This window comes from Pelomonas sp. V22 (assembly GCF_030014915.1).
Taxonomy (GTDB): Bacteria; Pseudomonadota; Gammaproteobacteria; order Burkholderiales; family Burkholderiaceae_C; genus JAUASW01.
This window is the reverse complement of sequence record NZ_JAGIXS010000002.1, coordinates 329,873-353,142: the sequence shown is the minus strand read 5'-3', so window position 1 is coordinate 353,142 and position 23,270 is coordinate 329,873. Positions and strand designations below refer to the sequence as shown.

The following is a 23,270-nucleotide window of genomic DNA, read 5'->3' as shown; positions in this document are numbered from 1 at the left end:
TGGTGGCTGAAGAACAAGCCTCTAGCGTAGGAGTGGCGCGTCTTGCGAGGAAGGACGCGTTTCGCGCCGGCTTAGTCGGGGAGCGAATATGCAGGGCTCAGCGTCAGGCCTCGCCGCCCAGCGCCTCGCGCACCGCATCCTCGGTCAACTCGGCCACGCATTCCTGCAGGAAGCGATAGGCATAGCCGCGCAGATAGTGGCCGCGCTTGAGCGCGATGCGCGTGGTGTTCGAGGGGAACAGATGGCCGGCGTCCAGCAGCTCGAGCCCGGCATCGCGCAGCGGCTCGAAAGCCATCGAGGCCACGATGCCCACGCCCAGCCCCACCTGCACATAGGTCTTGATCACGTCGGCATCGAGGGCCGACATCACGATGTCTGGCGCGAGACCGGCAGCGGCAAAGCTGGCGTCAATGCGACCTCGTCCGGTATAGCCCTCGTGGTAGGTGATCAGGGGCTGCTCGGCCAGCAGCTCCAGGGTCAGGTCTTGCCCGGCCAAGGCATGCCCGGCCGGCACCACGACCGCGTGCTGCCAGTCGTAGAAGGGGAAGGTCACAAAGCCGGCGTTCTGGTCCAGGGCCTCGGTGGCGATGCCGATGTCGGCCTGGCCCGATTGCAGGAGCTCGACGATCTCGGCCGGATTGGCTTGCAAGAGCACCAGGTGCACCTTGGGGAAGGCGGCCTTGAAGCGCGCCACCACCTGCGGCAGCGCATAGCGGGCTTGCGTGTGCGTGGTGGCGATGGTCAGTTGGCCCACCTCGGCATCGGCGAACTGGTCGGCGAGGCGCTTGATGTTCCTGGCGTCGAGCAGCATGCGCTCGACAATGACCGCCAGCTCCTTGCCCGGTGCGGTGAGTCCGAGCAGGCGCTTGCCGCGCCGCACGAACAGCTCCACGCCCAGCTCGTCCTCCAGGTCCTTGATGTGCTTGGACACACCGGACTGCGAGGTGAACAGCGCGTTCGCCACCTCGGTCAGGTTGAAGTTCTGCTGCACCGCCTCGCGGATGATGCGGAGTTGCTGGAAGTTCATACCGTCCTCACGCTGCTGCGGCTTCGAAGACGCTCAGGCGCGAAGTGTTCAAGCGAACCAATTGACCACTCTGAAGATTCAGCGCCAGCGCCTGTTCGCGGCTCAGCTCCGCTTCCAGGGGCTGGCCATCGCGGCCGGTCAGTTCCACGCGCGCGGCAGCGCCGAAGCTCAGCACGCGCTCTACCGTCGCCAGCAGGCCGTCGGCCGTCGGGTCGGTGTGGATCTGGATCTCATGCGGCCGGGCGTAGGCCTGCACCGCGCCGCTGGCGATCTGGCCGGGGCCGCTCGCCAACTGCTGGTCGCCCACATGGATGATGCCGCCCTCGGCACGGCCCTCGAAGCGGTTCACCGCGCCGAGGAAGCCGTAGACGAAGGGCGTGGCCGGCTGCTCGTAGACCTCCTGCGGCGAGCCCACCTGCTCGACTTTGCCGTGGTCCATCAGCACCACGCGGTCGGCCACTTCCAGCGCCTCTTCCTGGTCATGCGTGACGAAGATGCTGGTGATGTGCAGCTCGTCATGCAGGCGGCGCAGCCAGCGGCGGAGTTCCTTGCGCACCTTGGCGTCGAGCGCACCGAAGGGCTCGTCCAGCAGCAACACGCGCGGCTCCACGGCCAGGGCGCGTGCGAGGGCGATGCGCTGGCGCTGGCCGCCCGAGAGCTGCGGCGGATAGCGGTCGGCCAGCCAATCGAGCTGCACCAGCTTCAGGAGGTCGTGCACCTTGCGGCGGATCTCGGTCTCTGACGGCCGCTGGCCACGCGGCTTGACGCGCAGGCCGAAGGCCACGTTTTCGAACACCGTCATGTGGCGGAACAGCGCGTAATGCTGGAACACGAAGCCGACCTGGCGCTCGCGCACATGGGTGTCGGAGGCGTCCTCGCCATCGAGCAAGACCTGGCCCCGGTCGGCCGTTTCCAGGCCGGCAATGATGCGCAGCAGCGTGGTCTTGCCGCAGCCCGAGGGGCCGAGCAGGGCGACCAGTTCGCCGGTCGGAAAATCGAGCGAGACGTCGCCGAGCGCGGTGAAGGCGCCGAAGCTCTTGTGGATGTTCTTGACCTGGATGCTCATGGCGCTTCCTTCACTTGGGCGTGGGCACGCCACTCGACAAACTGTTTGAGAACGAGGGTCACCAAGGCCAGCAAGGCCAGCAGCGAAGCCACGGCGAACGCAGCCGCGAACTGGTACTCGTTGTAGAGAATTTCCACGTGCAAGGGCAGCGTGTTGGTCTGGCCACGGATATGGCCCGACACGACGGATACCGCGCCGAACTCGCCCATGGCGCGCGCGTTGCAGAGGATCACGCCGTAGAGCAGGCCCCATTTCACGTTGGGCAGCGTCACGCGCCAGAAGGTCTGCCAGCCGGAGGCGCCCAGCACCGTGGCCGCTTCTTCCTCGTCGCGGCCTTGCGCCTGCATCAGCGGAATCAGCTCGCGGGCGATGAAGGGGAAGGTCACGAACACGGTGGCCAGCACGATGCCGGGCACGGCGAACACGATCTTCCAGTCATGCTCTTGCAGCCAGGGCCCGAACCAGCCTTGCGCGCCAAAGAGCAGCACGTAGACCAAGCCGGCCACCACGGGCGAGACCGAGAAGGGCAGGTCGATCAGCGTGATCAAGAGCTGCTTGCCACGGAAGTCGTGCTTGGCGATGGCCCAGGCGGCGCTGACGCCGAACACCAGGTTCACCGGCACCGAGATGGCGGCGGCAATCAGGGTCAGCTTCATGGCTGAGACCGCGTCGGCCTCGACGAGGGCGGCGAAGTAGACGTCCCAGCCCTTGCGCAGCGCCTCGCTGAACACGGCGATCAGCGGCAGCAAGAGGAAGAGGGCGAAGAACGAGAGGCCGAGGCCCAGCAGTGTCCAGCGAACCCAGGGCTGCTCGCGCGTGGCCGGGTTGCTCTGGTAACGGCCCTGGGGCCGCGCGGTGATGGTGAGAGCGGTAGACATGGCTTACTTGCGGCCTTCCTGCCCGTTGCGCTTGGAGGCCCAGGCCTGCAGGCCGTTGATGCCGAGCAGCAGGGTGAACGAGAACACCAGCATCACGGCGGCGATGGCGGTGGCGCCCACGTAGTCGTACTGTTCCAGCTTGGAGATGATCATCAGCGGCGTGATCTCGCTGACCAGGGGCAGATTGCCAGCGATGAAGATCACCGAGCCGTACTCGCCGACGGCACGGGCGAAGGCGAGGGCAAAGCCGGTCAAGAGCGCCGGGGTCAGCGTGGGCAGAACGACGAGGCGGAAGGTCTGCCAGCGGTGCGCGCCCAGCGAGGCGGCGGCTTCTTCGAGTTCGGTCTCCATGTCTTCGAGCACCGGCTGGACCGTGCGCACGATGAAGGGCAGGCCGATGAAGATCAGGGCCACGAGGATGCCCAGCGGCGTGAATGCCACCTTGATGCCGAGCGGCTCCAGCCACTGACCCATCCAGCCGTTCTTCGCGTACAGCGCGGTCAGCGCAATGCCGGCCACGGCGGTGGGCAGGGCGAAGGGCAGGTCGATCAGCGCGTCCACCAGCTTCTTGCCCGGGAACTCGTAGCGCACCAGGCTCCAGGCCAGGATCAGGCCGAAGATCAGGTTGATGAAGGCAGCCAGCAGCGAGGCACCAAAGCTGAGCTTGTAGGACGCCAGTACCCGCGGCGCGGTGGCGGCGGCCCAGAAGGCGTCGAAGCCATGGCCGGCCGACTTGATGAAGACCGCCGACAGCGGGATCAGCACCAAGAGCGACAGGTAGAACAGCGTGAAGCCCATGGTCGGGCCGAAGCCCGGCAGCACGCGGCGGCGCTTGCGCTTCGGGGCGGATGGCGCCAGCGGCGCTGTGAGCACGGCGGTGTTCATGTCAGCGCTTGATGCCTGCCACGATCTGGTCGTACAGCCCGCCATCGGCGAAGTGCTGCTTGCTCACCTTGGCCCAGCCGCCGAGCAACTGGTCCACGCTGAACAGCTTGATGTCGGCAAAGCGCCGGGCATGGCGCTTGAACACCACCGGGTCGCGCGGGCGGAAGTTGTTCTTGGCGATCAGCTCCTGGGCTTCCGGCGTGTAGAGGAAGTCGAGATAAGCCTTGGCGGCAGCCGTCGTGCCCTTCTTGGCGGCGACCTTGTCCACCAGGGCCACCGGCGCATCAGCCTCGATGGAGACCGATGGGTTGACCACATCGAACAGGCCCTTGCCGAATTCGTTCTCGATCAGTTCGGCCTCGGATTCAAAGGTCAGCAGCACGTCGCCGATGGCGCGTTGGGTGAAAGTGGTGGTGGCGCCGCGGCCGCCGCCGTCCAGCACCGGCACGTTGGCCAGGATCTTGGCCACCAGTTCGCGGGCCTGGGCTTCGCTACCGCCATGGGCGATCACGCTGCCCCAGGCAGCCAGGTAGCTGTAGCGGCCATTGCCCGAGGTCTTGGGGTTGGGAATGATGACGCTGGTGCCCGGCTTGGCCAGGTCGGTCCAGTCCTTGATGCTCTTGGGATTGCCCTTGCGCACCAGGAACAGGATGGTGGAGCTGTAGGGCGCCGCGCCGTTCGGGAAGCGCTTGCGCCAGTCGGCCGGGGTCAGGCCCTTCTCGGCCAGGGCGTCGATGTCGGTGGCCTGGTTCATGGTCACCACATCGGCTTCCAGGCCGCCGATCACGGCGCCGATCTGTTTGCTGGAGCCGCCGTGCGACTGGTTGATCGCGAGCTGCTGGCCGGTCTTGGCCTTCCAGGCGGCGGCAAAGGCCGGATTGACCTGCTTGTAGAGCTCGCGGCTGACGTCGTAGGAGGCGTTCAGCAGTGTCGCTTCGGCGTTCTGGGCCGAGGCAGCGCTGAAGGTGCCGGAGGCCAGCAGGCCGGCGAGGGCAAGAATCGAGGTGCGAAGCATGGTGGGCAGGCGTGGGCTTGAGAAGGCCCGCATCCTGCCCGCCGTTGCTTATTCAGCGAACGACAGTTTTTGTATTTGCTTATCCGGAATAAGCAAATGCTCCAGCGTGGAATGGGCGGCGATCAGGCGGCCTTGGCCGCGCGGCGCAGGGCCACGGCATCAGGCATTTCTCGCAGGCCACGCTGGCGGTCTCGCACATCGAGCGTGAACACCTTGACCGAGTCGGCCAGGATCTGCGCCCGCTCGCGGCTGGCGCCGGCCGAGGCCGCCAGCTGCTCCACCATGGCGGCATTCTGCTGGGTCAGGCTGTCGAGCTGGGCCACGGCCTCGTTGACCTGCGTGATGCCCGTGAGTTGCTCGCGCGAGGCGCCGCTGATGCCGTTGATCAGCTGCGAGACCTCGCCCACATGGCCCACCGTGCGGGCAATGATGTCGGCCACCTGGCCGGACTGACGCACGCCGGCGGCGATGGTGGCGTCGGAGTTCTCGACCAGCGCGCGGATCTCCTTGGCGGCCGTCGTGGTGCGCTGGGCCAGGGCCCGCACCTCGGCGGCCACGACAGCAAAGCCCCGGCCCGATTCGCCGGCACGCGCGGCCTCGACCGCTGCGTTCAGCGCGAGGATATTGGTCTGGAAGGAGATGCTGTCGATCACGCCGGTGATCTCGCCGATGCGGCGCGAGGCGTCGCGGATGGTCTGCATGGTGTCGCTCATCTCGCGCACCGCCTGGGCGCCGCGCTCGGTTTCGCTGGCGGTCTGGGTGGCCAGGCGGGCGGCCTGCTCGGCACCCTCGGCGTTGTTGCGCACGGTGCCGGTGATCTGTTCCATCGAGGCAGCTGTCTGCTGCAGGCTGCTGGCCTGCGATTCGGTGCGGCCCGACATCTCCACATTGCCTGTGGCGATCTCGTTGATCGAGAGATCGATCTGCTGCACCTCGCGCCGGGCATCGCCGACGATGGACTGCAGGTTGACGTTGAGCTGGTTCAGTGCGATCTCGAGCGAGCCTATGGCGTCGCTGCGGTGCGAGTGGAGACTCTGCGTCAGGTCGCCGGCCGCCATGCGGTTGGCAAACACCACCAGCGGCTCCAGCGGGCCCATCACCAGCCGGGCCAGCAACTGGTGGGCCGCGAGGGCCAGCACCAGCACCACGGCCCAGCCCCACCATTGCGAGCCGACACCGCTGCCGAGGCCATAGGCGCCCAGGGCCACGGCCAGCGGCAGCAGGGCCAGTCGGTTGCGGGAGAGGGCGACAGCGACGCGTTGCAGCTGGCCGCGCCAGCCGTTCTGTACCAGCGCACCATGCTGCAGATGCTGGCTCAGCGGCTGCTTGGACTGCTCCTGGCCGCGCAGCTGGCGGTACAGCGCCTGGGCGCCGTCCACCTCATCGCGGCTGGGCTTGGTGCGCACCGACATGTAGCCCACCGGCCGGCCGTCTTCCAGCAGTGGCGTGACATTGGCCTTGACCCAGTAATGCCCGCCGTCCTTGCGGCGGTTCACCACGATGCCGGTCCAGGGCTGGCCGGCGGCCACCGTGTCCCAGAGGTCGCGGAAGGCTTCCTCAGGCATGTCGGGGTGGCGTATCAGGTTGTGGGGCTGGCCGAGCAGTTCCTCGCGGTTGAAGCCGCTCACGTCGACGAAGGCGCTGTTGCAATGGAGGATGCGGCCCTTCAGGTCGGTGGTCGAGACGAGGGTCATGCCCTCGGGGAACTGGTGCTCGATGCCGGTGGTATTGCCGTTGTGTCGCATGGTGTGGGTGGTCCTTCCTGTTGATGGCCGATGCTGACGCTCTGGTTCTTGTTGAGTTTTACGGCCAGTTCAGAGTCTGGGCAAGGTGTTGTACTGGGTGCTTGACGCCAATCAAATTGAAGACCGCTCGTGCGTTGCTCCATTACCATCGCCCGCCATGCGTCACACATTGACCGGCCCACAGGTACGCGACCTCATCGTTGGCCTGCTGAAGGACAGCAGCCTGTGGCAGCTCCCTTTTCCGGATGCTGCGCGGCAGTTGCTGAACGTCGCGGTTCAGCATGCGGGTCTCAGCGTCGCTTCGCTGTGGCTGCGCGAGTTGGGTGGGTCTACCAACCTGCGCTGTGTGGCCGCTGTGGATGCCGATCAGCCCGGCCCGTCGCTCGATGGCCTGCTCATCCAGGGCAACAGTTGCCCCGCCTACATTGCGGCCCTGAGCCAGCACCGCGTGCTGCCGGTCAACGATGTGAGACAGCATCCGGACTGCCTGGAGTTGTTGGAGAGCTATTTCGAGCCGCAGGGCATCGCCTCCCTGCTGGACGCCACGCTGCGGCACAAGGGCGAGCTGGCCGGCGTGCTGTGCCTGGAGCAGCGCGGCCAGCGGCGTGAATGGACCGAGACCGAGATCGGCTTTGCCGCCGACCTCGTTGACCTGATAGGCCAGCTCTGGCTGTTCAGCGAGCTGCGGCGGCGCGGCGAGCTGCAGGCCCTGCTGCTCAGCATCGCGCCCGAGCTGGGGCGTGACCATTCGGTGGAGCAACTGGCGCGGCTGGCGCTCTCCAAGCTGCTGCTGTTTTACCCGGGCATGCGGGCGGCTTTCTTCACCTACGACGCGGCGGCGCAATGCGTGGACCTTGTGGCCTATGACGGCGAAGGCCTGGAGCAGGTCTTCACGCCCGAGCGGCGACGGCTGCCGGTGGCCGGCACGGTCTCGGGCGCGGCGATCGCCGCGGGTCACATCGTGCAGATCGCCAACTTCGAGCAATCGAATCAGGCTCGGTCAGCCACCGGCAAGGTGGCCGCCGGACGAGGCGTGCGCTGTGCCGTGGGCATACCACTGATCCACGACGGCCAGGCCATAGGCACGGTCACGCTGTGGCTGCGCGACCGCAATGCGCTGCGCGACGAAGACCTGGAAGCTTTCGAGCTGATCGCCACCACCTTCTCGGTGGCCCTGGCCAATGCCCATCATGTGAGCGAGCTGCGGCACCGCACGCTGCACGACGCGCTGACCGGCCTTCCCAATCGCCACAAGCTGCTGCTGGATCTGCAGGATCTGATGGACCAGCGCAAGGGGGCTGCACCCGAGCAGGCTCAGATCGTGGGGCTGATGCTGCTGAAGCTGCGCCAGCTGGAACAGGTCCATCATGCGCTGGGCCGCGCCAATGGCGACCGGCTGGTGCAATTGCTTGCAGACAAGGCCGCTGCAGGGGCGGCAGCCCTGGGCTGCCAGACCTACCGCTTGAGTGAGGACGAGCTGGCCATCGTCAACCCCGGTCATCTGGCACCAGGCACGGTGCGCCAGGCCTCCGAGCGCATGCAGGATGCGTTGCAGGAGCCGGTGGAGTTGGGAGGGCTGACGCTGATCATGCGCACCCGTGCGGGATTCGCTCAATATCCAGACCATGCCCAAAGTGCTGGCGAACTGCTTCGATGTGCCGACCTCGCCTTGCAGAAGGCCGTCGAGACCCAGGTCAGGAGCGCTCTGTACAGCCCCGAGATGCAGGGCGCCGGCCCCAAGTCCATGGAGCTGCTGGCCGACCTGAGCAGGGCGCTGGAAGGCGAGGAACTGCAGCTGTGGCTGCAACCCAAGCTGAACCTGGCCACCGGCCGGCTCAGCGGCTGCGAGGCGCTGCTGCGCTGGCCCCATCCACTCCATGGCTGGATCTCGCCGGAGCGCATCGTCCAGGTGGCCGAGAACGGTGACCTGATCGGCCGGTTGACGCTGTGGGTGGCGCGCCGAGCCATTGGCAAGCTGGCGCATTTTTCCAAGGCCGGCCTCGACATCAGCATCAGCATCAATGTGTCCACGCACAACCTGATGGACATGCAGTTCCCCGACAAGCTGCAGCACCTGCTCACCGCGCATGGCGTGGGTGCGCAACAGCTGCGCCTCGAGATCACCGAAACGGCGCTGATGAGCGACCCCGGCCGGGCCGGCGAGGTGGTGGAGCGCTTGGCCGCGCTGGGCCTCGCTGTTGAGGTGGACGACTTCGGCACCGGCTATTCATCGATGGCCTATCTGCGCCGCCTGCCGCTGGCGGCGATCAAGATCGACCGCACCTTCGTGGCCGAGATGGTGTCCAGCGAGGAAGACCGCCTGATCACGCAGGCCATGATCCGCCTCGCTCATGGCCTGCGGCTCTCGGTGGTGGCCGAGGGTATAGAAGACGAGGCCACGGCCGCGCTGCTGCACGAGGCTGGCTGCGACGAAGGCCAGGGCTGGCTCTATGGCAAGGCCATGCCGCTGCCGCAGTTCCTGGCCTGGGCGGCGGCGCGCCGGCTTCTTCAGTAGTGCGGCGGTAGTTCGTCGCGCAGGCTGCGTGCGGCGCCCGGGCCGGCCTCGGGCTGCTGCTGGCGCAGCTGCAGGATCTCGCGCACCAGCAGCTCGATCTGCTGCTGCTGGCGGGCCACGGTGGCGTTCAGGTGGTCGAGCAGGTCTTCCGTATAGCTGGCCTTGATCTCCAGCTCGGTGATGCGCTCTTCGAGGCGTGCGGTATCCATGGCGCTATTGGACCTCATCAGCCGCGCCGGGCCGGGCGGTAGCTCCATCGCGGCATCCACAGCAGCACGGCCACGGTGCCGATGGCCGTGAGGCCGGTCAGCCAGACCGAGATCGAGTCCCAGCTGAAGAAGCCCGGATGGATGCGCCACAGCGCCCCGAGGCCCAGCGCATTGGAGGAGCCGACCAGCAGCGCCGCGCTGTAGTCGTGGAAGCGCCGCGCGCGGTTGGCACCGTCGGCCCAGCTGGGGTCGGTGTTGTAGCTGGGCAGTTCGAGGTGGGCCTCACCCAACCGCTCCAGCGCGGCCAGGAAGTTGCGCAGGTTGGTCAGCGCCAGCTCGGTCTTGTAGTTCAGGAACACGAGGCACAGCGAGGCGACTGGGAAGCCCATGATCAGCCATTCGATGGGCACGCGCGGGCCGCCCGTCTCAGGCCGGAAGGCCACCAGCGCGGCCAAGAGGCCCAGCACCAGGGTGGTGTAGAGCGCCAGCAGCTGTTGGCGCTGGGCGATGCGCACGTTCAGCTCGTTGGCTGCAGCGATGTAGCGGTAGTTGGCGTCGACCTTGGATGTCATGGAATCAATCCCGGGGGCGTGCGTTGAGCCGGTTCTCGAGCGCATAGGCGATGCGAGAGAGCCCGAAGCAGAGGATGAAGTAGCTGAGCGCCAGCGTGCCGAAGATCTCGGCCGGCTTGACCAGCACTTGCGCATTGATCTGGTTGGCGATGTAGCTGAGCTCCGAGAGGCCAATGATGGTGCCCAGCGAGGTCTGCTTGATCGTCGAGACGAACTGGTTCACGAGGGAGGGCAGCATGTGGCGCAGCGCCTGTGGCAAGAGCACCAGGCGCATGGCCTGCGCATAGCTGAGGCCGAGCGAGCGGGCGGCCTGCATCTGCCCGCCCGGCAGGGCCTGCAAGCCGGCGCGCACGATCTCGGCGAGATACGCGGCATCGAACAGCACCAGGGCCGCCAGCATGGTGTTGAACTGGTTGGTCTTGGTGCCGGTGATCACCGGCAGGAAAAAGTAGGCCCAGAACACCACCATCAGGAGCGGCGTGCCGCGCACGACGAACACGAGGCCCGAAACCGGCAAGCGCACCCAGGGCAGGGGGCTCACGCGGCCGAGGCCGAGCAGGATGCCCAGCGGCAGTGCGAGCAGCAGGCCGAGGCTGGCCAGCACCAGGGTGAGCGCGAGGCCGCCCAGCGGCCCGTTCGGATACTGGCCCACGAGGAAGTAGAGCCAGTAGGTGTCGATCAACTCCATCATTATGTGAGCACCCTTGACGCTTCGCGTCGTCCCGCCAGGCGGGAGCATGAGCCCTTGGGGCGGCCCTGCGGGCTCATCGCGCCACCCTTACCGGATAGCGCTGCTGGAAGCCCCAGGCCAAGGCGGTGATGAAGAGGCTGATGGCCAGGTAGGCCACAGTCACGATGGCAAAGGTCTCGAAGCCGCGGAAGCTGGCGGTCTCGACGCGCTGGGCCTGGTACATCAATTCAGCCGCACCGATGACGGTGGCAATGCTGGTGTTCTTCCAGAGGTTCAAGGTCTGCGAGATCAACGGCGGCACCGTGATGCGCAGGGCCTGGGGCAGCACCACGAAGCGCATGCCGCCGAGGAAGGACAGGCCCAGCGCCCGCGCGGCCTGCAACTGCCCGGCCGGCACGGCGCGCAGGCCGGAGCGGATGTCCTCGGCCATGTAGGCGGCGGTGTAGAGCGTCAGTGCGATCAGGGCGGCCACGGCCTCGATGTTGCCGGCATAGAGCCAGGCCTTGAGGCCATCGGGCAGGATCTCGGGCGCGCCGAAGTACCAGAACAGCATGTGGACCAGCAGCGGGATGTTGCGTATCGCCTCGACGAAGCCGAAGCCCGCGGCGCGCGCCGCTTTCGACGGCGCCAGCCTCAACAGCGCCACGGACACGGCCAGCGGCAGTGCGAACACCAGGGTCAGGCCGGTCAGCTGCAGCGAGAACAGAAAGCCGGCGCGCAGCCATTCCAGGTATTCACCTTGGAGCAGGGCGCTGAAATCGAGATGGGGCATGGGGCGCAACGATAAGCCAGAACGCGAACGCCGCCTGAAACGACAAGACGCCCCACGAACGGGGCGCCTTGCGTTTGCATTGGTTGGTTTCCTGGTTCGCGTCTCTCGATATCAGCCCTCCACCTTGTCCGAATCGATCTTGAAGGTCCGGCGCGGGAACTTCAGCTTGCTTTCCGGGCCGTACCACTTGTTGAACAGCTTCTCGGCCTCGCCGCTCTTCTCCAGCTCGCGCAGCAGGCCGTCGACCTGGGCCTTGAGCTTGGCCTCGCCCTTCTTGATGCCGATGGCCAGCGGCTCGACGCTCAGGTTCTGGTCGAGGATCTGGTACTGCGGCTGCAAGGGGCCGAGCTTGGCGAACTGGTCCAGCAGCGAGACCTCGTCGTTCACGAGGGCGAGGCCCTTGCCCTGCTGCAGCGCCTGGAAGGCCTGCGGGCCGGTCTCGAAGGTCACCACGTCCACCTGGGGCACGGCCTTGCGGATGTTGGGCTCCTGGGTGCCCCCCTTGACCGTCACCACCTTCTTGCCGGCCAGCTGGGGCACGGCGGTGATGCCGCTCGTCTTCTTGACCATCACCTTCTGGCCGGTGACGAAGGTGGTGAGCGAGAAGTCGATCACCGCCTCGCGCTCCTTGGTGTGCGTGAGGGACGCCGCCAGCAGGTCCACATGGCCTTGCTGCAGCTCGGGGATGCGCGCGGCCACGGCCAGCTGCTTCAGCTTCAGCTTCACGCCCAGCTTGGCGGCCAGCGCCTTGGCCAGGTCAACCTCGTAGCCGACGAACTCGCGCGTCTTGGCATCGATGAAGCTGTTGGGCTCGTCGGTGCCCAGCACGCCGACGACCAGCTCGCCTTTTTTCTTCACATCGTCGAGCTGGTCGGCGTGGGCGCTTTGCAGGCCGAATAGCGTGGCGGAGAGGGCGATCACGGCGCTGGCGGTGGCGCTACGTCGGGTCAGGCTCATGAGGTTCCTTGTGAGAGTCGATGGCCCGAAGCTTAACCAAGCGCGCGGCGCGAGCGAACCTCGCGCGGCGAGGAACGAACATCAGTTCGCGAGCAAGGCCTGTGCTAGGGCCTGGTACAGCGGGATGCCCACCAGCAGGTTGAAGGGGAAGGTGATCCCCAGCGACAGCCCGATGTACAGAGCCGGCCGCGCCTCCGGCACCGCATGGCGCAAGACGGCCGGCACGGCGATGTAGGAGGCGCTGGCCGCCAGCACGGCGAGCAGTGTGGCGTCCGGCACCGTCAGCTGCAGCAGCGAAGCGAGCAGAAGGGCCAGAGCGGCATGCACCAGCGGTGCCGCCAGGGCATAGGCAAACATGCGGCGCGGCATTTCGCGCAGGCCGGGCAATTGGCGCGCGGTCAGCAGGCCCATGTCCAGCAGGAAGAAGGCGAGCAAGCCCTTGAACAGATCGCCGGTGAAGGGCTTCATCGCAGCGGCCCCGGGCGCACCGGTCAGCAGGCCCACGGCCAGGGCGCCCAGCAACAGCACGGTGCCGCCATCGGTCAGCGCCTCGCGCAAATGTGGGCCCAGCGTGCTGAAGCCGGCGGGGCGTGAGAGCACCGCTGCCGAGCCTGCCGGCAGCACCGCGCCGGCACTGCGCACGCCGTTGGCCATGACGATGCCGAGTATCAGCGCGGGCGATTCCATCAGGGCCATGGCCGCCGCCATGTGGCCGCCGGCCGGCGTGCCCTGCGACTCCAGCACATGGGTCGCGGTCACGAAGGTCACGGCGCTGACGCTGCCATAGGTCGCGGCCACGCCCACGGCGTCCATCGGCGGCAGCACGCGCTTGAGCCATTGCCAGTCCAGCAGCGGAACGGCCACGGCCAGCAGCACGGCGGCGCCGAGTGCGGTCGCCACGCCCGAGGTGAGGCCCGAGGCCGCCAGCGCGAAGCCGCCTTTCAGGCCCAGGGCCATCAGCAGATAGAGCGAAAGAAAGCGCGAAAGCGCTGGCGGAATCTCGAGGTTGGATTTGATCAGTCCGGCCCCCAGGCCGAGGACGAAGAAGAGCAGGGCAGGGTCGAGGAGCGGATTCATGCCCTGAATGCTAGGGAAAGTGGACAATCAGGAAAAATCAATAGTTCTGATGCCATCCATCGAGCAAACATGATTCGAGCCACGTTTCGCCAACTGCAGCTGTTGACAGCCCTCGCCGAGACCGGCTCGGTCACGGCCGCCGCGCGCGCCTGCCATGTGACCCAGCCCAGCGTCTCGATGCAGTTGCGGGAACTGAGCGAGGCCGTGGGCCTGCCGCTCTACGAACAAGTCGGCAAGCGCGTGTTCCTGACCGACGCCGGGCGCCTGGTGGTCGAGAGCAGCCGGCTGATGTTTGCCGAGTGGGAGGCGCTGGAGCAGCGCATTGCCGAGCATCGGGGGCTCAGCCATGGCCGGCTGCGGCTCTCGGTGGCCAGCACGGCCAAGTACTTCATCCCGCGCATGCTGGGCCGCTTCTGCGAAACGCATCCGCAGCTGGACATTTCGTTGCAGGTGCTCAACCGCGACGGCGTGGTGAACCGGATGCGCGGCAATGAGGACGATCTCTACATCCTGTCGGCGCCGCCAAGCGAGCTGGCCCATGAGCGCCTGCATGTGCTGGCCAACCCGCTGGTGGTGATCGCTTCGCTGCAGCATCCGCTCGCAGCGCGCCGTCGCATCGCTCCGGCGCGCCTGCAGAGCGAGGCCTTCATCCTGCGCGAGCTCGGTTCCGGCACGCGCATGGCCGGTGACCAGCATTTCGCGCGGCTGGGCTTGAGCCCGCGCGTGCGGCTGGAGTTGGGCAGCAACGAGGCGGTCAAGCAGTCGGTGGCCGGTGGCCTCGGGCTCGGCCTGATCTCGCGCCACGCGCTGGTGGAGCAGCCGGCGCAGGAGGGCCTCGCCATCCTGCCGGTGCAGCAGTTCCCGGTGCCTTCGGCCTGGTCCGTGCTGTGGCTCAAGGGCCGGCGGCTGTCACCGCTGGCCCAGGCCTTCGTGGAGCATCTGCAGGAGCTGGCAGGCAGCTGGGAGACGCATTCCTGAGGCCTCGCCAGCATGTTTGGCGCATAAGCATGCGCGCCAATCTGCGTTCTTCGGCGCGAGCTGCATGTCTAGAGTGGGTGGCAGTTCGCATTCCAGAGAAGAAGCTCACCATGCCCCGTGTCCTCACCCTTCCCGATTCGCAGCACCAGGTGCTGTCGATACGCGCCAAGGCCCTCGTGTTCAACGATCCTGGCTCGCAGGCCCTGCTGGCGCAAGCCGAGCGCGTGGCGGCCAGCGATGCCACCGTGCTGATCATTGGCGAGACCGGCACCGGCAAGGAGCTGATCGCCCGCCATGTGCACCAGCAGAGCGGCCGCAGCGGCCCCTTCGTGGCGGTGAACTGCGGCGCTTTCAGCGAGACCCTGGTGGTGGCCGAGCTGTTCGGCCACGAGGCCGGCGCCTACACCGGCGCCAGCGGCTCGCGGGCCGGCTGGTTCGAGGCGGCGCAGCACGGCACGCTGTTCCTGGACGAGGTGGGCGACCTGCCGCTCTCGCTGCAGGTCAAGCTCTTGCGCGTGCTGCAAGAACGCCAGGTCGTGCGCCTGGGCTCACGCCGCCCGATCGACGTGGATGTGCGACTGATAGCTGCCACCAACGTGAAGCTGGAAGAGGCCGTGGCCGCCGGGCATTTCCGCGCCGACCTATATTACCGGCTCAACGTGGCCGCCTTGCAGCTCGCGCCACTGGCGCAAAGGCCGGGCGACATCATTGCGCTGGCCGAGCACTTCATCGCCGTCTACAGCCGGCGACTGGAGCTGCAGGACGTGCGCCTCGGCGTCGATGCCCGCGCGGCCCTGCTGGCCTATTCCTGGCCGGGCAATATCCGCGAGCTGGAGAACGTCATCCACTACGCCCTGATCGTCAACCGCGACGGCGTGCTGGCCGCGCGCGACCTCAAGCTCAGCGCGGCCACAGCGCCGCTGCGTGCGCGTCAGGTGCTGAACGATGCCGAGCCCGAGCCGGAGCCCGAGCCCGCGGTGGCGGACGATGCGCTGAGCCGCCTTGAGGCGCTGTTTACCGAACTTTACGAGGCCAACCCGCCCCAGCTGTTTGACAGCATCGAGCGAGTGCTCATACAAAGCGCCTTCGCGCATTGCCAGCGCAACCAGGTGCACACGGCCGAGCTGCTCGGCATCACCCGCAATGTCTTGCGCACGCAGCTGCAGCGCCTGGGCCTGCTGCTACGCCGCCGGGCGAGCTTCGCACCGTCCATTGCCTCACTTCCACGCGACAGGAGTTTCGATGAATCGTTTGACCGCCCAAGACTTCCAGCCTGAGGTGCTGAAGCTGTTCGACCAGTTCGTGCATGGCGACATCAGCCGCCGCGCCTTCATCGACCGTGCCGCCGGCATCGCCGGCAGCACCGCCGCCGCCACGGCCCTGCTCACGAGCTTGACGCCGCAGTTCGCACAGGCGCAGCAGGTCAAGCCGGATGACGCCCGCATCGTCACCCGCAAGCAGAGCTTCGAATCGCCGCAGGGCACGGGCCAGGTCACGGGCTACCTGGCCAAGCCGGCCAAGGCGGTCAACGGGAATGGCAAGCTGCCTGTGGTGCTGGTGGTGCACGAGAACCGCGGCCTCAATCCGCACATCGAGGACATTGCCCGCCGCCTGGCGCTCGATGGCTTCCTGGCCTTCGCACCTGACGCGCTGGCGCCGCTGGGTGGCTATCCGGGTGATGAGGACAAGGCCCGCGAGCTGTTCGGCAAGCTGGACCAGGGCAAGACCCGCCTCGACTTCATTGCCGCCGTGCGCGCCTTGCAGGCCCTGCCCGAAGGCAATGGCAAGGTTGGCGTGGTCGGCTTCTGCTACGGCGGCGGCGTGGCCAACTACCTGGCCACCCAGGTGAGCGACCTGGCGGCGGCCGTGCCTTTCTATGGTGGCCAGCCCCAGGCTGCCGATGCAGCCAGGATCAAGGCGCCGCTCTTGATCCATTACGCCGGCACCGATGAGCGCATCAACGCCGGCTGGCCCAAGTACGAGGAAGCGCTGAAGGCGGCCGGCGTCAGCTATGAGGCGTTCACCTACGCCGGCACCCAGCATGGCTTCAATAACGACACGACGCCGCGCTTCGACGCTGCCGCCGCCAAGCTGGCCTGGGATCGCACGATTGCCCACTTCAGGAAGCATCTCGCCTGATTGAGGAGGCGCCTGAGGCCGTACAGTCGGGGTCCTTCGCACCCCGACTGCCCCTGGCACGATGCTGATCGATCAACTCAAGGCCGAGAACCAGGCGCTCAAGCGCCAGCTCGACGCGCTCTTGCAAGCGGCGCGGGCCAATGAAGAGAAGATGCGCCGCTTTGACCAGCTGGAAAACCAGCTGATCGGCGCGGGCTCCCTGCTGGAGCTGCTGCGCCTGCTGCTGGGCGAGTACCGCGCGGCCTTCGGTGTGGAGCAGATCGGCCTGGCCCTGGTCGATGGCGAGGGCGAGACCCGCCGCCTGCTGGAGCAAGAGCAGCCGTCCGATCCCTTGCTGAAGTCCGGCCTGCGCCTGCTGGATGCGGCCGCGCCGCTGCAGGCCCTGCATGCCTTGCCCTGGAAGCCCTGGCTCGGCCGCTTCGACCCGGCCCGCCATGCCGAACTCTTCGGTGCCATGCCGGTGGGCCTGCTGCGCTCGGTGGCCTTGCTGCCCCTGAGCCGCCATGGCCAGCTGATCGGCAGCCTGCATTTCGGCAGCACCGACCCGGCGCGCTACGAGGCGGGCACCGGTACACAGTTCCTGGAGCGGCTCAGCGCCATCGTCTCGGTCTGCCTGGAGAGCGCGCTGAACCAGGAGCGCGTCAAGCGCGCGGGCCTTACCGACGCGCTGACCGGCGTGCACAACCGCCGCTACTTCGAGCACCGCCAGCTGATCGAGATCAGCCTCAGCATCCGCTACCGCCAGCCCCTGGCCTGTATGTTCCTGGACATCGACCACTTCAAGCGCATCAACGACGGCCATGGCCATGGTGCCGGCGACGCCGTGCTGCGCCAGGTCGGGCAGCTGATCCAGGGGCAGCTGCGCATGGGCGACACCATCGCACGCTGGGGCGGCGAGGAATTCGTCGTGCTGCTGCCGCGCACCAATGGCGCCCAGGCCGTCGAGATCGCCGAGCGCATCCGCGAGGCCATCGCGAGGCAGGGCCTGCCGCTGCCGGGTGGTGGCGAGCTGCCGGTCACCACCTCGATCGGCGTGGCCATGCTGCGCCTGGATCCGGCCGTGCGCGAGCCGCGCGCCATTGCCGAGGCCCTGATCAAGAACGCCGACCAGGCGCTTTATGCGGCCAAGGAGGGCGGGCGCAATCGCGTGGTGTCCAGCCCGGAGGCCGGCTCTTTCGAGAACGGTGGCGCCTGATCGGCGAGACGTGGTCGTCCTGAGGATAGACTGGCCTTCACTCGAATGGTTAGAACACTCATGCGCCGATTCAACGTCACTGCGTTCACTGCATTGGTAGGCCTCTTGTGCGCTCCTGTGTTTGCCCAACAGCCTGCTGCCAACCCGGTGCTGGCCGAGCTCAAGGCCCAGGACCAGGCGGCGCGGTCCGGTGCGATCAAGGACATCGACTGGAAGAAAATCTCCGCCGAGGACGCGGCGCGGCGAGTCAAGGTGCTGGACCTGATCAAGCAGGGTGGCGTCCGGAGCGCAGAGGACTACTGCAATGCGGCGCTGATCTTCCAGCATGGCGAGACCGTCGACGAGATCCGCCTGGCCTACTCGCTGGCGACCACCTCCCGCGCCCTGGACCCGGCTGACAAGCGCTGCCGCTGGCTGAGCGCTGCGGCCTGGGACCGCTTGCTGATGCGGCTGAACAAGCCGCAGTGGTACGGCACCCAGTTCACCAAATCGTCGACGGGCCCCTGGGAGCTCTACCTCGTGGACGAGACGGCCGTCAGCGACGCCGAACGCGCTGAGCTCGGTGTTCCGCCGCTGGCTGAAGCCAGAGCCCGTGCGGCGAAGATTCAATAGCGACCTGACCGGCCGGCCGCACCCAATCTTCTTCCCCCTCAAGACTCGGGACACCGTGATCAGCCTCGACACCCGGCTTACGACGGCCGCTGCCTTCAAGGCGCTCTACGACACCACCGGCTGGGGGCCGCCCGAGCGCGATACCGACTACTACGCCCGAGCGCTGGCGGGATCATGGTTCAGCGTCAGTGCCTACGCAGGCGATGAGCTGGTCGGCTTTGCGCGTGTGATCTCCGATGGGCATTTGCATGCCTTCATCACCGAGATGATCGTGGCGCCGGCGTTTCAGGCCCAATGCCTGGGATCGCAGCTTCTCGACGCAGCCTTGGCCGCCTGCCACGCCGCCAGCATCACCGACGTGCAGCTGTTCTGCGCTCGGGGCAAGCAGGGCTTCTACGAGAAACACGGGTTCCTGCCGCGCCCGCAAGATGGGCCGGGCATGCAGCTGGTGACGGGGGTCTAGTGCCGGTCCCGGCGCTGGTCGGCCCTTCGCTGCCGATTCGCTTGATGGCGGGTTTGCTCGCGCTGCTGATGGTGCTTGCCTTGGCCTGGCTCTTGCGCGGTGTCCGTCCGCAGGCGATGGAGGCCCAGGTGCGGCGGGTCGTCGTACTGACGCTGCAGCCGATGCGGCAGAGGCCGCGGCAAGGCGAGCTCCCTATCGCCCAGCAGCGAAGATCAGCGCCGGTGCAGCCTGCCGGGCAGGAGCAGCCTCCCGGTGCCTACTTGGATGTGCCGGCTCATCCAGCGCGACCTGCCGACGCGCCCACGGTCAGCGCAGCGGCGGGCCTGCCCGACGCAGCCGCCTCCGCGCCCGCCCGGTCGCTCGACCTGGGCGCCGGCACGGTCCGGTCGGCCATGTCACTAAGCACCGGTGCGGTCCAGCGCTTGGCCAATGCCAGCAGCCAGGCCCTGCACAGCCCCAGGATGTCTGAGAGCGAGCGGCTCCGCGCCTCGGTGGCGGACGCTGGCGTGCCAGGCTGCCTGCGGGCCGATGCCCTCAAACATGACCCGCCCGCCATCGGCCGCATCGGGGTGCAGGGCATACTCGTCGCGCCCTTCATGGTCCATGCGGCACTGACGGGCAAATGCAAGACCTGAGCCTGAACAGCAGCCTGCCATGCCCCTGAGCTTCTCCAACCCACCCACGGTCCACGCCCCGCTGGGCCTTTACAGCCATGCTGTCACGGTGCCGGCTGGCGCCGAGCTGATCTACCTCTCGGGCCAACTGGGCGTGCGACCCGATGGCTCGACGCCGGACAACATCGCCGAGCAGGCCGACCAGGTCTTCGCCAACATCCTGGCCTTGCTGAAGGCCCACGGGCTGGCGCCCGAGCACATCGTCAAGCTGACCACCTTCATGGTGGCCGGCCAGGATGGCGACGCGGTGCGCGCCGCGCGCCTCAAGCACCTGGGTGCGCACCGGCCAGCGTCGACGGCAATCTTCGTGTCGCAGCTGGTCGATCCGGCCTGGTTCGTCGAGGTAGACGCGGTGGCGGCGAGACTGCCGGATGGTGCCTGAGTCATGGGTTCGATCACTGCACGCGAGCTGCCAGCTGAAGCGCTGCTGAATAAATACCGCGAGCAGGGCGCCTACACCGATTGCTATGCCACCGAGATGGCGCTGCCCATCTCACACGCAGACTTCGTCGAGGCTTTCTACACCACGCCCTTGTTCAAGCTGGAGCGCTTGATCCTGGCGCTCTTGCTGGGCCGGCCGGCGAGCGATGCGCAGGCCCGCGAGTTGGCCAAGGGGCGGCTGGACAGGTTCGCTGCCTGGACGGTCGAAGGGCGCGCTGAGAACCAGCTGCTGCTCTGCGATTTTCAGAGCCGCACCCGCTCCTGGTTGATGGTCGAGGCGGCGGCCGATGGCCGCTCCACGCGCCTGTTTTTCGGCTCGGCCGTCGTGCCCAAACTGGACCGCCGCAGTGGCGAGCGCCGCATGGGTGCGGCCTTTGTGGCGCTGCTGGGCTTTCACAAGCTTTACTCACGGCTGCTCTTGCGAGCAGCGGTGGCCAGGTTGGGCTGAGGTCGTTCAGCCCTTGGCGTACTTGACCGAGCAGCCATAGGGCTTGGTGTTGGCCGGATTGGGCTTGCGGCCCGCTGCCACCTCGGCCAGCGCCAGCTTCACATAGGGCTCGGCGCGGGCCAGGTCTTCAACCTTGTTGGTAGCGATGCTGTCGATGCCGCCCTTGTAGACCAGCTGGCCCTCGGCATTGACGATGTAGATGTGCGGCGTGGTCTGGGCGCCGTAGAGCTTGCCGAGCTGGCCCGTGGGGTCGAGCAGGGTGTTGGTCGGCGTCGCGCCGCGCTTGCCGTTCAGCTCGATGGCTTGTGCGCCTTCCACGTAGCCCTGTTCACCGGGCGCCGACGAGATCACCTGCAGCCAGACCACGCCCTTGCCGGTGGCGTCCTTCTGCAGCGCGGGGATGTTGCCGCTGCTGTAGTGCTTCTTCACGTAGGGGCAGTCGTGGTTGGTCCATTCCAGCACCACGGTCTTGCCCTTGAAGCTGGCGAGGTCCAGGGCCTTGCCGTCGGCCGTGCGGGCGCTGAAGGCAGGGGCGGCCTGGTCGAGTTGGGCTTGAGCTTGAGCGAGGCCGGCCGTGACCAGCAAGGCGGTGGCGAGCAGCAGATGGCGGCGGGTGTGCTTCATCGTCATCATCGGAATCTCCTGGATCAGGTGGTGGGTGAAGGGGAGGAAGAGGCAGGCGGCTTGGCCTCGCGCAGCGCGTCAAGCACGATGCCAGGCGTCAGCAGCTGGGGCAAGACCTGGGCCTCGGCCCCGGGCGCATAGAAGAGATAGAGCGGCACGCCGCTGCGGCCATGCTCGGCCAGCAGGGCGCTGATCTTGGGGTCCTGGTGGGTCCAGTCGCCCTTCAGATAGTTGATGCCCTGCTCGGCAAAGGCGGTGCGCACCTCGGTGGACGACAAGGCCACGCGCTCGTTCACCAGGCAGCTGATGCACCAGGCGGCCGTCAGATTGATGAACACCGGCTTGCCCTCGCCGCGCAGTGCGGCCAAGCGCTCGGGCGTGTAGGGCTCGAAGTGCTGCTTGGCTGCCGTCTCGCCGGCTTGTGCAGGCTGGGTCTGCAGGTTGCTGGCCAGCACAGCAGCCAGGGCCAGCGAGGCGAGGGCGGAGACCCCGCCCACCAGCTTCCAGCGCGGCGCGGCCGCCCGGCTGATGCCATGCAACCAGGCCGCCAGCGCGATCAGGGCCATGCCCGAGAGCGCCAGCAGCACGCCCTGCGGCCCCTGCTGCTGGGCCAGCACCCAGGTCAGCCAGATGGCCGCGCCATACATCGGGAAGGCAAGGCCCTGCTTCAGCACGTTCATCCAGGCGCCGGGCCGGGGCATCAGGCGCTGCAGGGCCGGCCACCAGCTGAGCAGCAGATAGGGCAGGGCGAGGCCGAGTCCGAGGCTCAGGAACACGGCGAGCAGCTCGGCCGCCGGCTGGGCCAACGCGAACGCGATGGCGGCGCCCATGAAAGGCGCGGTGCAGGGCGTGGCGACCACGGCCGCCAATACGCCGCTGAAGAAGCTGCCGGCGAGGCCGGCCTTGGAGGCAAGACCTGACCCCAGGCCGCCCAGGCCTGCGCCGATGTCGAGCAGGCCCGACAGCGACAGCCCGAGTCCGAACAGCAACCAGGCCACGCCCAGCACGAACAGCGGCGACTGGAACTGCAGGCCCCAGCCGATCTCGCCACCGGCCGCGCGCAAGGCCACGAGCACGCCGGCCAGCACAGCAAAGCTGGCCAGCACGCCGGCCGTGTAGGCCAGGCCATGCTGGCGCGCCTCGCGTGCTTCGCCGTGAGCCTGCTGCACCAGGCTGAAGGCCTTGATCGAGAGCACCGGGAACACGCAGGGCATCAGGTTCAGCACCAGGCCACCGAGCAAGGCCAGCAGAATCGCCGGCAGCAGGCCGAGGCCGGCCTCGCCGCTGGCGGAGCCCGCTGGTGGCGCGGCCGCGAGCACGCTGCTCAGCTGATAGCCGCGCCGCTCGGCGCCGTCGCCCAGCACCAGCAGGCCTTCAAGGCGCTCGCCGAGCTTGAGCGGCGTCTCGCCCGGCTTGACCAGCAAGCGCCATTGCGAACCCTCGCGCTGCAAGGCCTGCGCGCTGGCATGGCGCACCTGGCCCCAGGCACCGGCGAAGAACTGCGCCACCGGTTTCTGATCGGCCTCGACCGGCCAGCTGATGAGCAGGCCCTCGTTCGATTGCACGACCTGCACCGGCCAGGGCGCGGCCGCCGGCAAGGCCGCCTTGGCCTGCTCGATCAGTGGTGCGTCGGCCGAAGCCGCCGCTTCGGCGGCAACCGGCAGGCTCAGGGCCAGCTCGGCCTCCTGCGGAATGCAAACATCCTTGCAGACCAGCCAGCTGACGCTGGCCGACAGCCGGGCTGTGCTGCCGGGCTTGAGGTCGGCCGGCAGCTGCACCTCGCTGAGCAGCAGCACCTGCTCGCTGTAGCCGTAGTTGCTCAGCGGGCCGATGTCGATGCGCTCCGGCGTCGGCCATTGGATGGGCCCGGCCTTGGCGCCGGCGGGCAGCGACCAGTCGATGCTGGTGGCCTGGCCCGAGTCGCCTGGGTTGATCCAGTAGGTGTGCCAGTGCGGCGCGATGCGCTGCTCCAGCGCCAGCAAGAGCTTCTGGCCCGGCTGCACGCTGCTCGCCGGGCTGATCAAGCGGACCTTCACCTCGGCCGTGGCCGCGTGGTCGGTTTGGGCGATGGTGCCGGTGGCAAGCAGGAGGCCGGTGGCGGCCGTGAGCAGGGTCTTCATCAACATGGCGCAGATCCTAGTGGCAGTTTGTAAAGGTGCTGTTGCCTCTGAGTCCCTGCTCCCTGGCGCTGCGGATGAGCGCTGTGGCGTCTCGTGTGCCCTGTGCGCAGCTCGTGCGATAGCAGTGGAACCACTTGTGCCGCTCTTGATCACGGTCATGCACCATG

General features: G+C 67.5%; 24 protein-coding genes. 10 read left to right on the top strand and 14 right to left on the bottom strand.

The window, feature by feature from the left end; all coding sequences use genetic code 11:
* Positions 1-103: 103 nt before the first annotated feature.
* The 6 genes from J7U46_RS10940 to J7U46_RS10915 form a co-directional block, all read right to left on the bottom strand.
* Positions 104-1,027, bottom strand: a complete 924-nt coding sequence (locus J7U46_RS10940) for a CysB family HTH-type transcriptional regulator (RefSeq protein WP_282825688.1) — start codon at positions 1,025-1,027, stop codon at positions 104-106.
* Positions 1,028-1,034: 7 nt separating this feature from the next.
* Positions 1,035-2,093 (bottom strand): sulfate ABC transporter ATP-binding protein, encoded by a 1,059-nt coding sequence (locus tag J7U46_RS10935; protein WP_282825686.1) that lies wholly within the window; start codon positions 2,091-2,093, stop codon positions 1,035-1,037.
* A complete protein-coding gene (gene cysW, locus J7U46_RS10930; protein WP_282825685.1) occupies positions 2,090-2,971 on the bottom strand; it encodes a sulfate ABC transporter permease subunit CysW in 882 nt (293 codons plus the stop codon). Before cysW ends, J7U46_RS10935 begins: the two co-directional genes overlap by 4 nt.
* A 3-nt stretch (positions 2,972-2,974) precedes the next feature.
* Positions 2,975-3,856, bottom strand: coding sequence for a sulfate ABC transporter permease subunit CysT (gene cysT, locus J7U46_RS10925; protein WP_282825683.1), 882 nt, complete (start codon positions 3,854-3,856; stop codon positions 2,975-2,977).
* 1 nt (position 3,857) lies between these two features.
* Positions 3,858-4,871: a sulfate ABC transporter substrate-binding protein gene (locus J7U46_RS10920; RefSeq protein WP_282825681.1), complete on the bottom strand. Its 1,014-nt coding sequence runs from the start codon at positions 4,869-4,871 to the stop codon at positions 3,858-3,860.
* Positions 4,872-4,993: 122 nt separating this feature from the next.
* Positions 4,994-6,616: a PAS domain-containing methyl-accepting chemotaxis protein gene (locus J7U46_RS10915; protein WP_282825679.1), complete on the bottom strand. Its 1,623-nt coding sequence runs from the start codon at positions 6,614-6,616 to the stop codon at positions 4,994-4,996.
* 157 nt (positions 6,617-6,773) lie between these two features.
* Here J7U46_RS10915 and J7U46_RS10910 point away from each other — a divergent pair, with 157 nt between their 5' ends.
* Positions 6,774-9,131, top strand: coding sequence for an EAL domain-containing protein (locus J7U46_RS10910; RefSeq protein ID WP_282825677.1), 2,358 nt, complete (start codon positions 6,774-6,776; stop codon positions 9,129-9,131).
* Here the strand turns inward: J7U46_RS10910 and J7U46_RS10905 are convergent.
* From J7U46_RS10905 to J7U46_RS10880, 6 genes are all read right to left on the bottom strand, one after another.
* Positions 9,125-9,340 (bottom strand): SlyX family protein, encoded by a 216-nt coding sequence (locus J7U46_RS10905; RefSeq protein WP_282825675.1) that lies wholly within the window; start codon positions 9,338-9,340, stop codon positions 9,125-9,127. The genes J7U46_RS10910 and J7U46_RS10905 overlap by 7 nt on opposite strands.
* Positions 9,341-9,357: 17 nt before the next feature.
* Positions 9,358-9,912, bottom strand: a complete 555-nt coding sequence (locus J7U46_RS10900; protein WP_282825673.1) for a hypothetical protein — start codon at positions 9,910-9,912, stop codon at positions 9,358-9,360.
* Positions 9,913-9,916: 4 nt separating this feature from the next.
* On the bottom strand, positions 9,917-10,603 hold the full coding sequence (locus J7U46_RS10895; protein WP_282825671.1) for an amino acid ABC transporter permease: 687 nt from the start codon (positions 10,601-10,603) through the stop codon (positions 9,917-9,919).
* A gap of 73 nt (positions 10,604-10,676) precedes the next feature.
* A complete protein-coding gene (locus tag J7U46_RS10890) occupies positions 10,677-11,375 on the bottom strand; it encodes an amino acid ABC transporter permease (protein WP_282825669.1) in 699 nt (232 codons plus the stop codon).
* Positions 11,376-11,486: 111 nt separating this feature from the next.
* Positions 11,487-12,332: an ABC transporter substrate-binding protein gene (locus J7U46_RS10885; protein WP_282825667.1), complete on the bottom strand. Its 846-nt coding sequence runs from the start codon at positions 12,330-12,332 to the stop codon at positions 11,487-11,489.
* Positions 12,333-12,413: 81 nt separating this feature from the next.
* The gene (locus tag J7U46_RS10880; protein ID WP_282825665.1) at positions 12,414-13,409 is read right to left on the bottom strand and encodes a sodium-dependent bicarbonate transport family permease; all 996 of its coding nucleotides are present in this window, start codon (positions 13,407-13,409) and stop codon (positions 12,414-12,416) included.
* A 69-nt stretch (positions 13,410-13,478) separates the two neighbouring features.
* On the opposite strand from J7U46_RS10880, the gene J7U46_RS10875 reads away from it, so the two are divergent.
* The 9 genes from J7U46_RS10875 (at position 13,479) to J7U46_RS10835 (ending at position 20,359) form a co-directional block, all read left to right on the top strand.
* A complete protein-coding gene (locus J7U46_RS10875; protein ID WP_349239487.1) occupies positions 13,479-14,387 on the top strand; it encodes a LysR family transcriptional regulator in 909 nt (302 codons plus the stop codon).
* 110 nt (positions 14,388-14,497) lie between these two features.
* Positions 14,498-15,664, top strand: a complete 1,167-nt coding sequence (locus J7U46_RS10870) for a sigma-54 dependent transcriptional regulator (RefSeq protein WP_282825663.1) — start codon at positions 14,498-14,500, stop codon at positions 15,662-15,664.
* The gene (locus tag J7U46_RS10865; protein ID WP_282825661.1) at positions 15,630-16,526 is read left to right on the top strand and encodes a dienelactone hydrolase family protein; all 897 of its coding nucleotides are present in this window, start codon (positions 15,630-15,632) and stop codon (positions 16,524-16,526) included. The genes J7U46_RS10870 and J7U46_RS10865 overlap by 35 nt, the downstream gene beginning before the upstream one ends.
* A gap of 61 nt (positions 16,527-16,587) precedes the next feature.
* Positions 16,588-17,721, top strand: a complete 1,134-nt coding sequence (locus J7U46_RS10860) for a sensor domain-containing diguanylate cyclase (protein WP_282825658.1) — start codon at positions 16,588-16,590, stop codon at positions 17,719-17,721.
* 60 nt (positions 17,722-17,781) lie between these two features.
* Positions 17,782-18,333: a hypothetical protein gene (locus J7U46_RS10855; protein WP_282825656.1), complete on the top strand. Its 552-nt coding sequence runs from the start codon at positions 17,782-17,784 to the stop codon at positions 18,331-18,333.
* Positions 18,334-18,388: 55 nt separating this feature from the next.
* Positions 18,389-18,796, top strand: a complete 408-nt coding sequence (locus J7U46_RS10850; RefSeq protein WP_282825654.1) for a GNAT family N-acetyltransferase — start codon at positions 18,389-18,391, stop codon at positions 18,794-18,796.
* Positions 18,797-18,840: 44 nt separating this feature from the next.
* Positions 18,841-19,431 carry a hypothetical protein gene (locus tag J7U46_RS10845; RefSeq protein WP_282825652.1) on the top strand — a complete coding sequence of 197 codons (591 nt, stop codon included), beginning with the start codon at positions 18,841-18,843 and terminating at the stop codon, positions 19,429-19,431.
* 19 nt (positions 19,432-19,450) lie between these two features.
* Positions 19,451-19,852 (top strand): RidA family protein, encoded by a 402-nt coding sequence (locus tag J7U46_RS10840; RefSeq protein WP_282825651.1) that lies wholly within the window; start codon positions 19,451-19,453, stop codon positions 19,850-19,852.
* 3 nt (positions 19,853-19,855) lie between these two features.
* Complete coding sequence (locus J7U46_RS10835; protein WP_282825650.1) at positions 19,856-20,359, top strand: hypothetical protein; 504 nt, start codon at positions 19,856-19,858, stop codon at positions 20,357-20,359.
* Between the two features lie 6 nt (positions 20,360-20,365).
* Here J7U46_RS10835 and J7U46_RS10830 read toward each other — a convergent pair whose 3' ends face one another.
* Together J7U46_RS10830 and J7U46_RS10825 are read right to left on the bottom strand one after the other, a co-directional pair.
* Positions 20,366-20,992, bottom strand: a complete 627-nt coding sequence (locus tag J7U46_RS10830; protein ID WP_349239486.1) for a redoxin domain-containing protein — start codon at positions 20,990-20,992, stop codon at positions 20,366-20,368.
* 14 nt (positions 20,993-21,006) lie between these two features.
* Positions 21,007-23,109, bottom strand: a complete 2,103-nt coding sequence (locus J7U46_RS10825; protein ID WP_282825648.1) for a protein-disulfide reductase DsbD domain-containing protein — start codon at positions 23,107-23,109, stop codon at positions 21,007-21,009.
* Between the last annotated feature and the right edge of the window lie 161 nt (positions 23,110-23,270).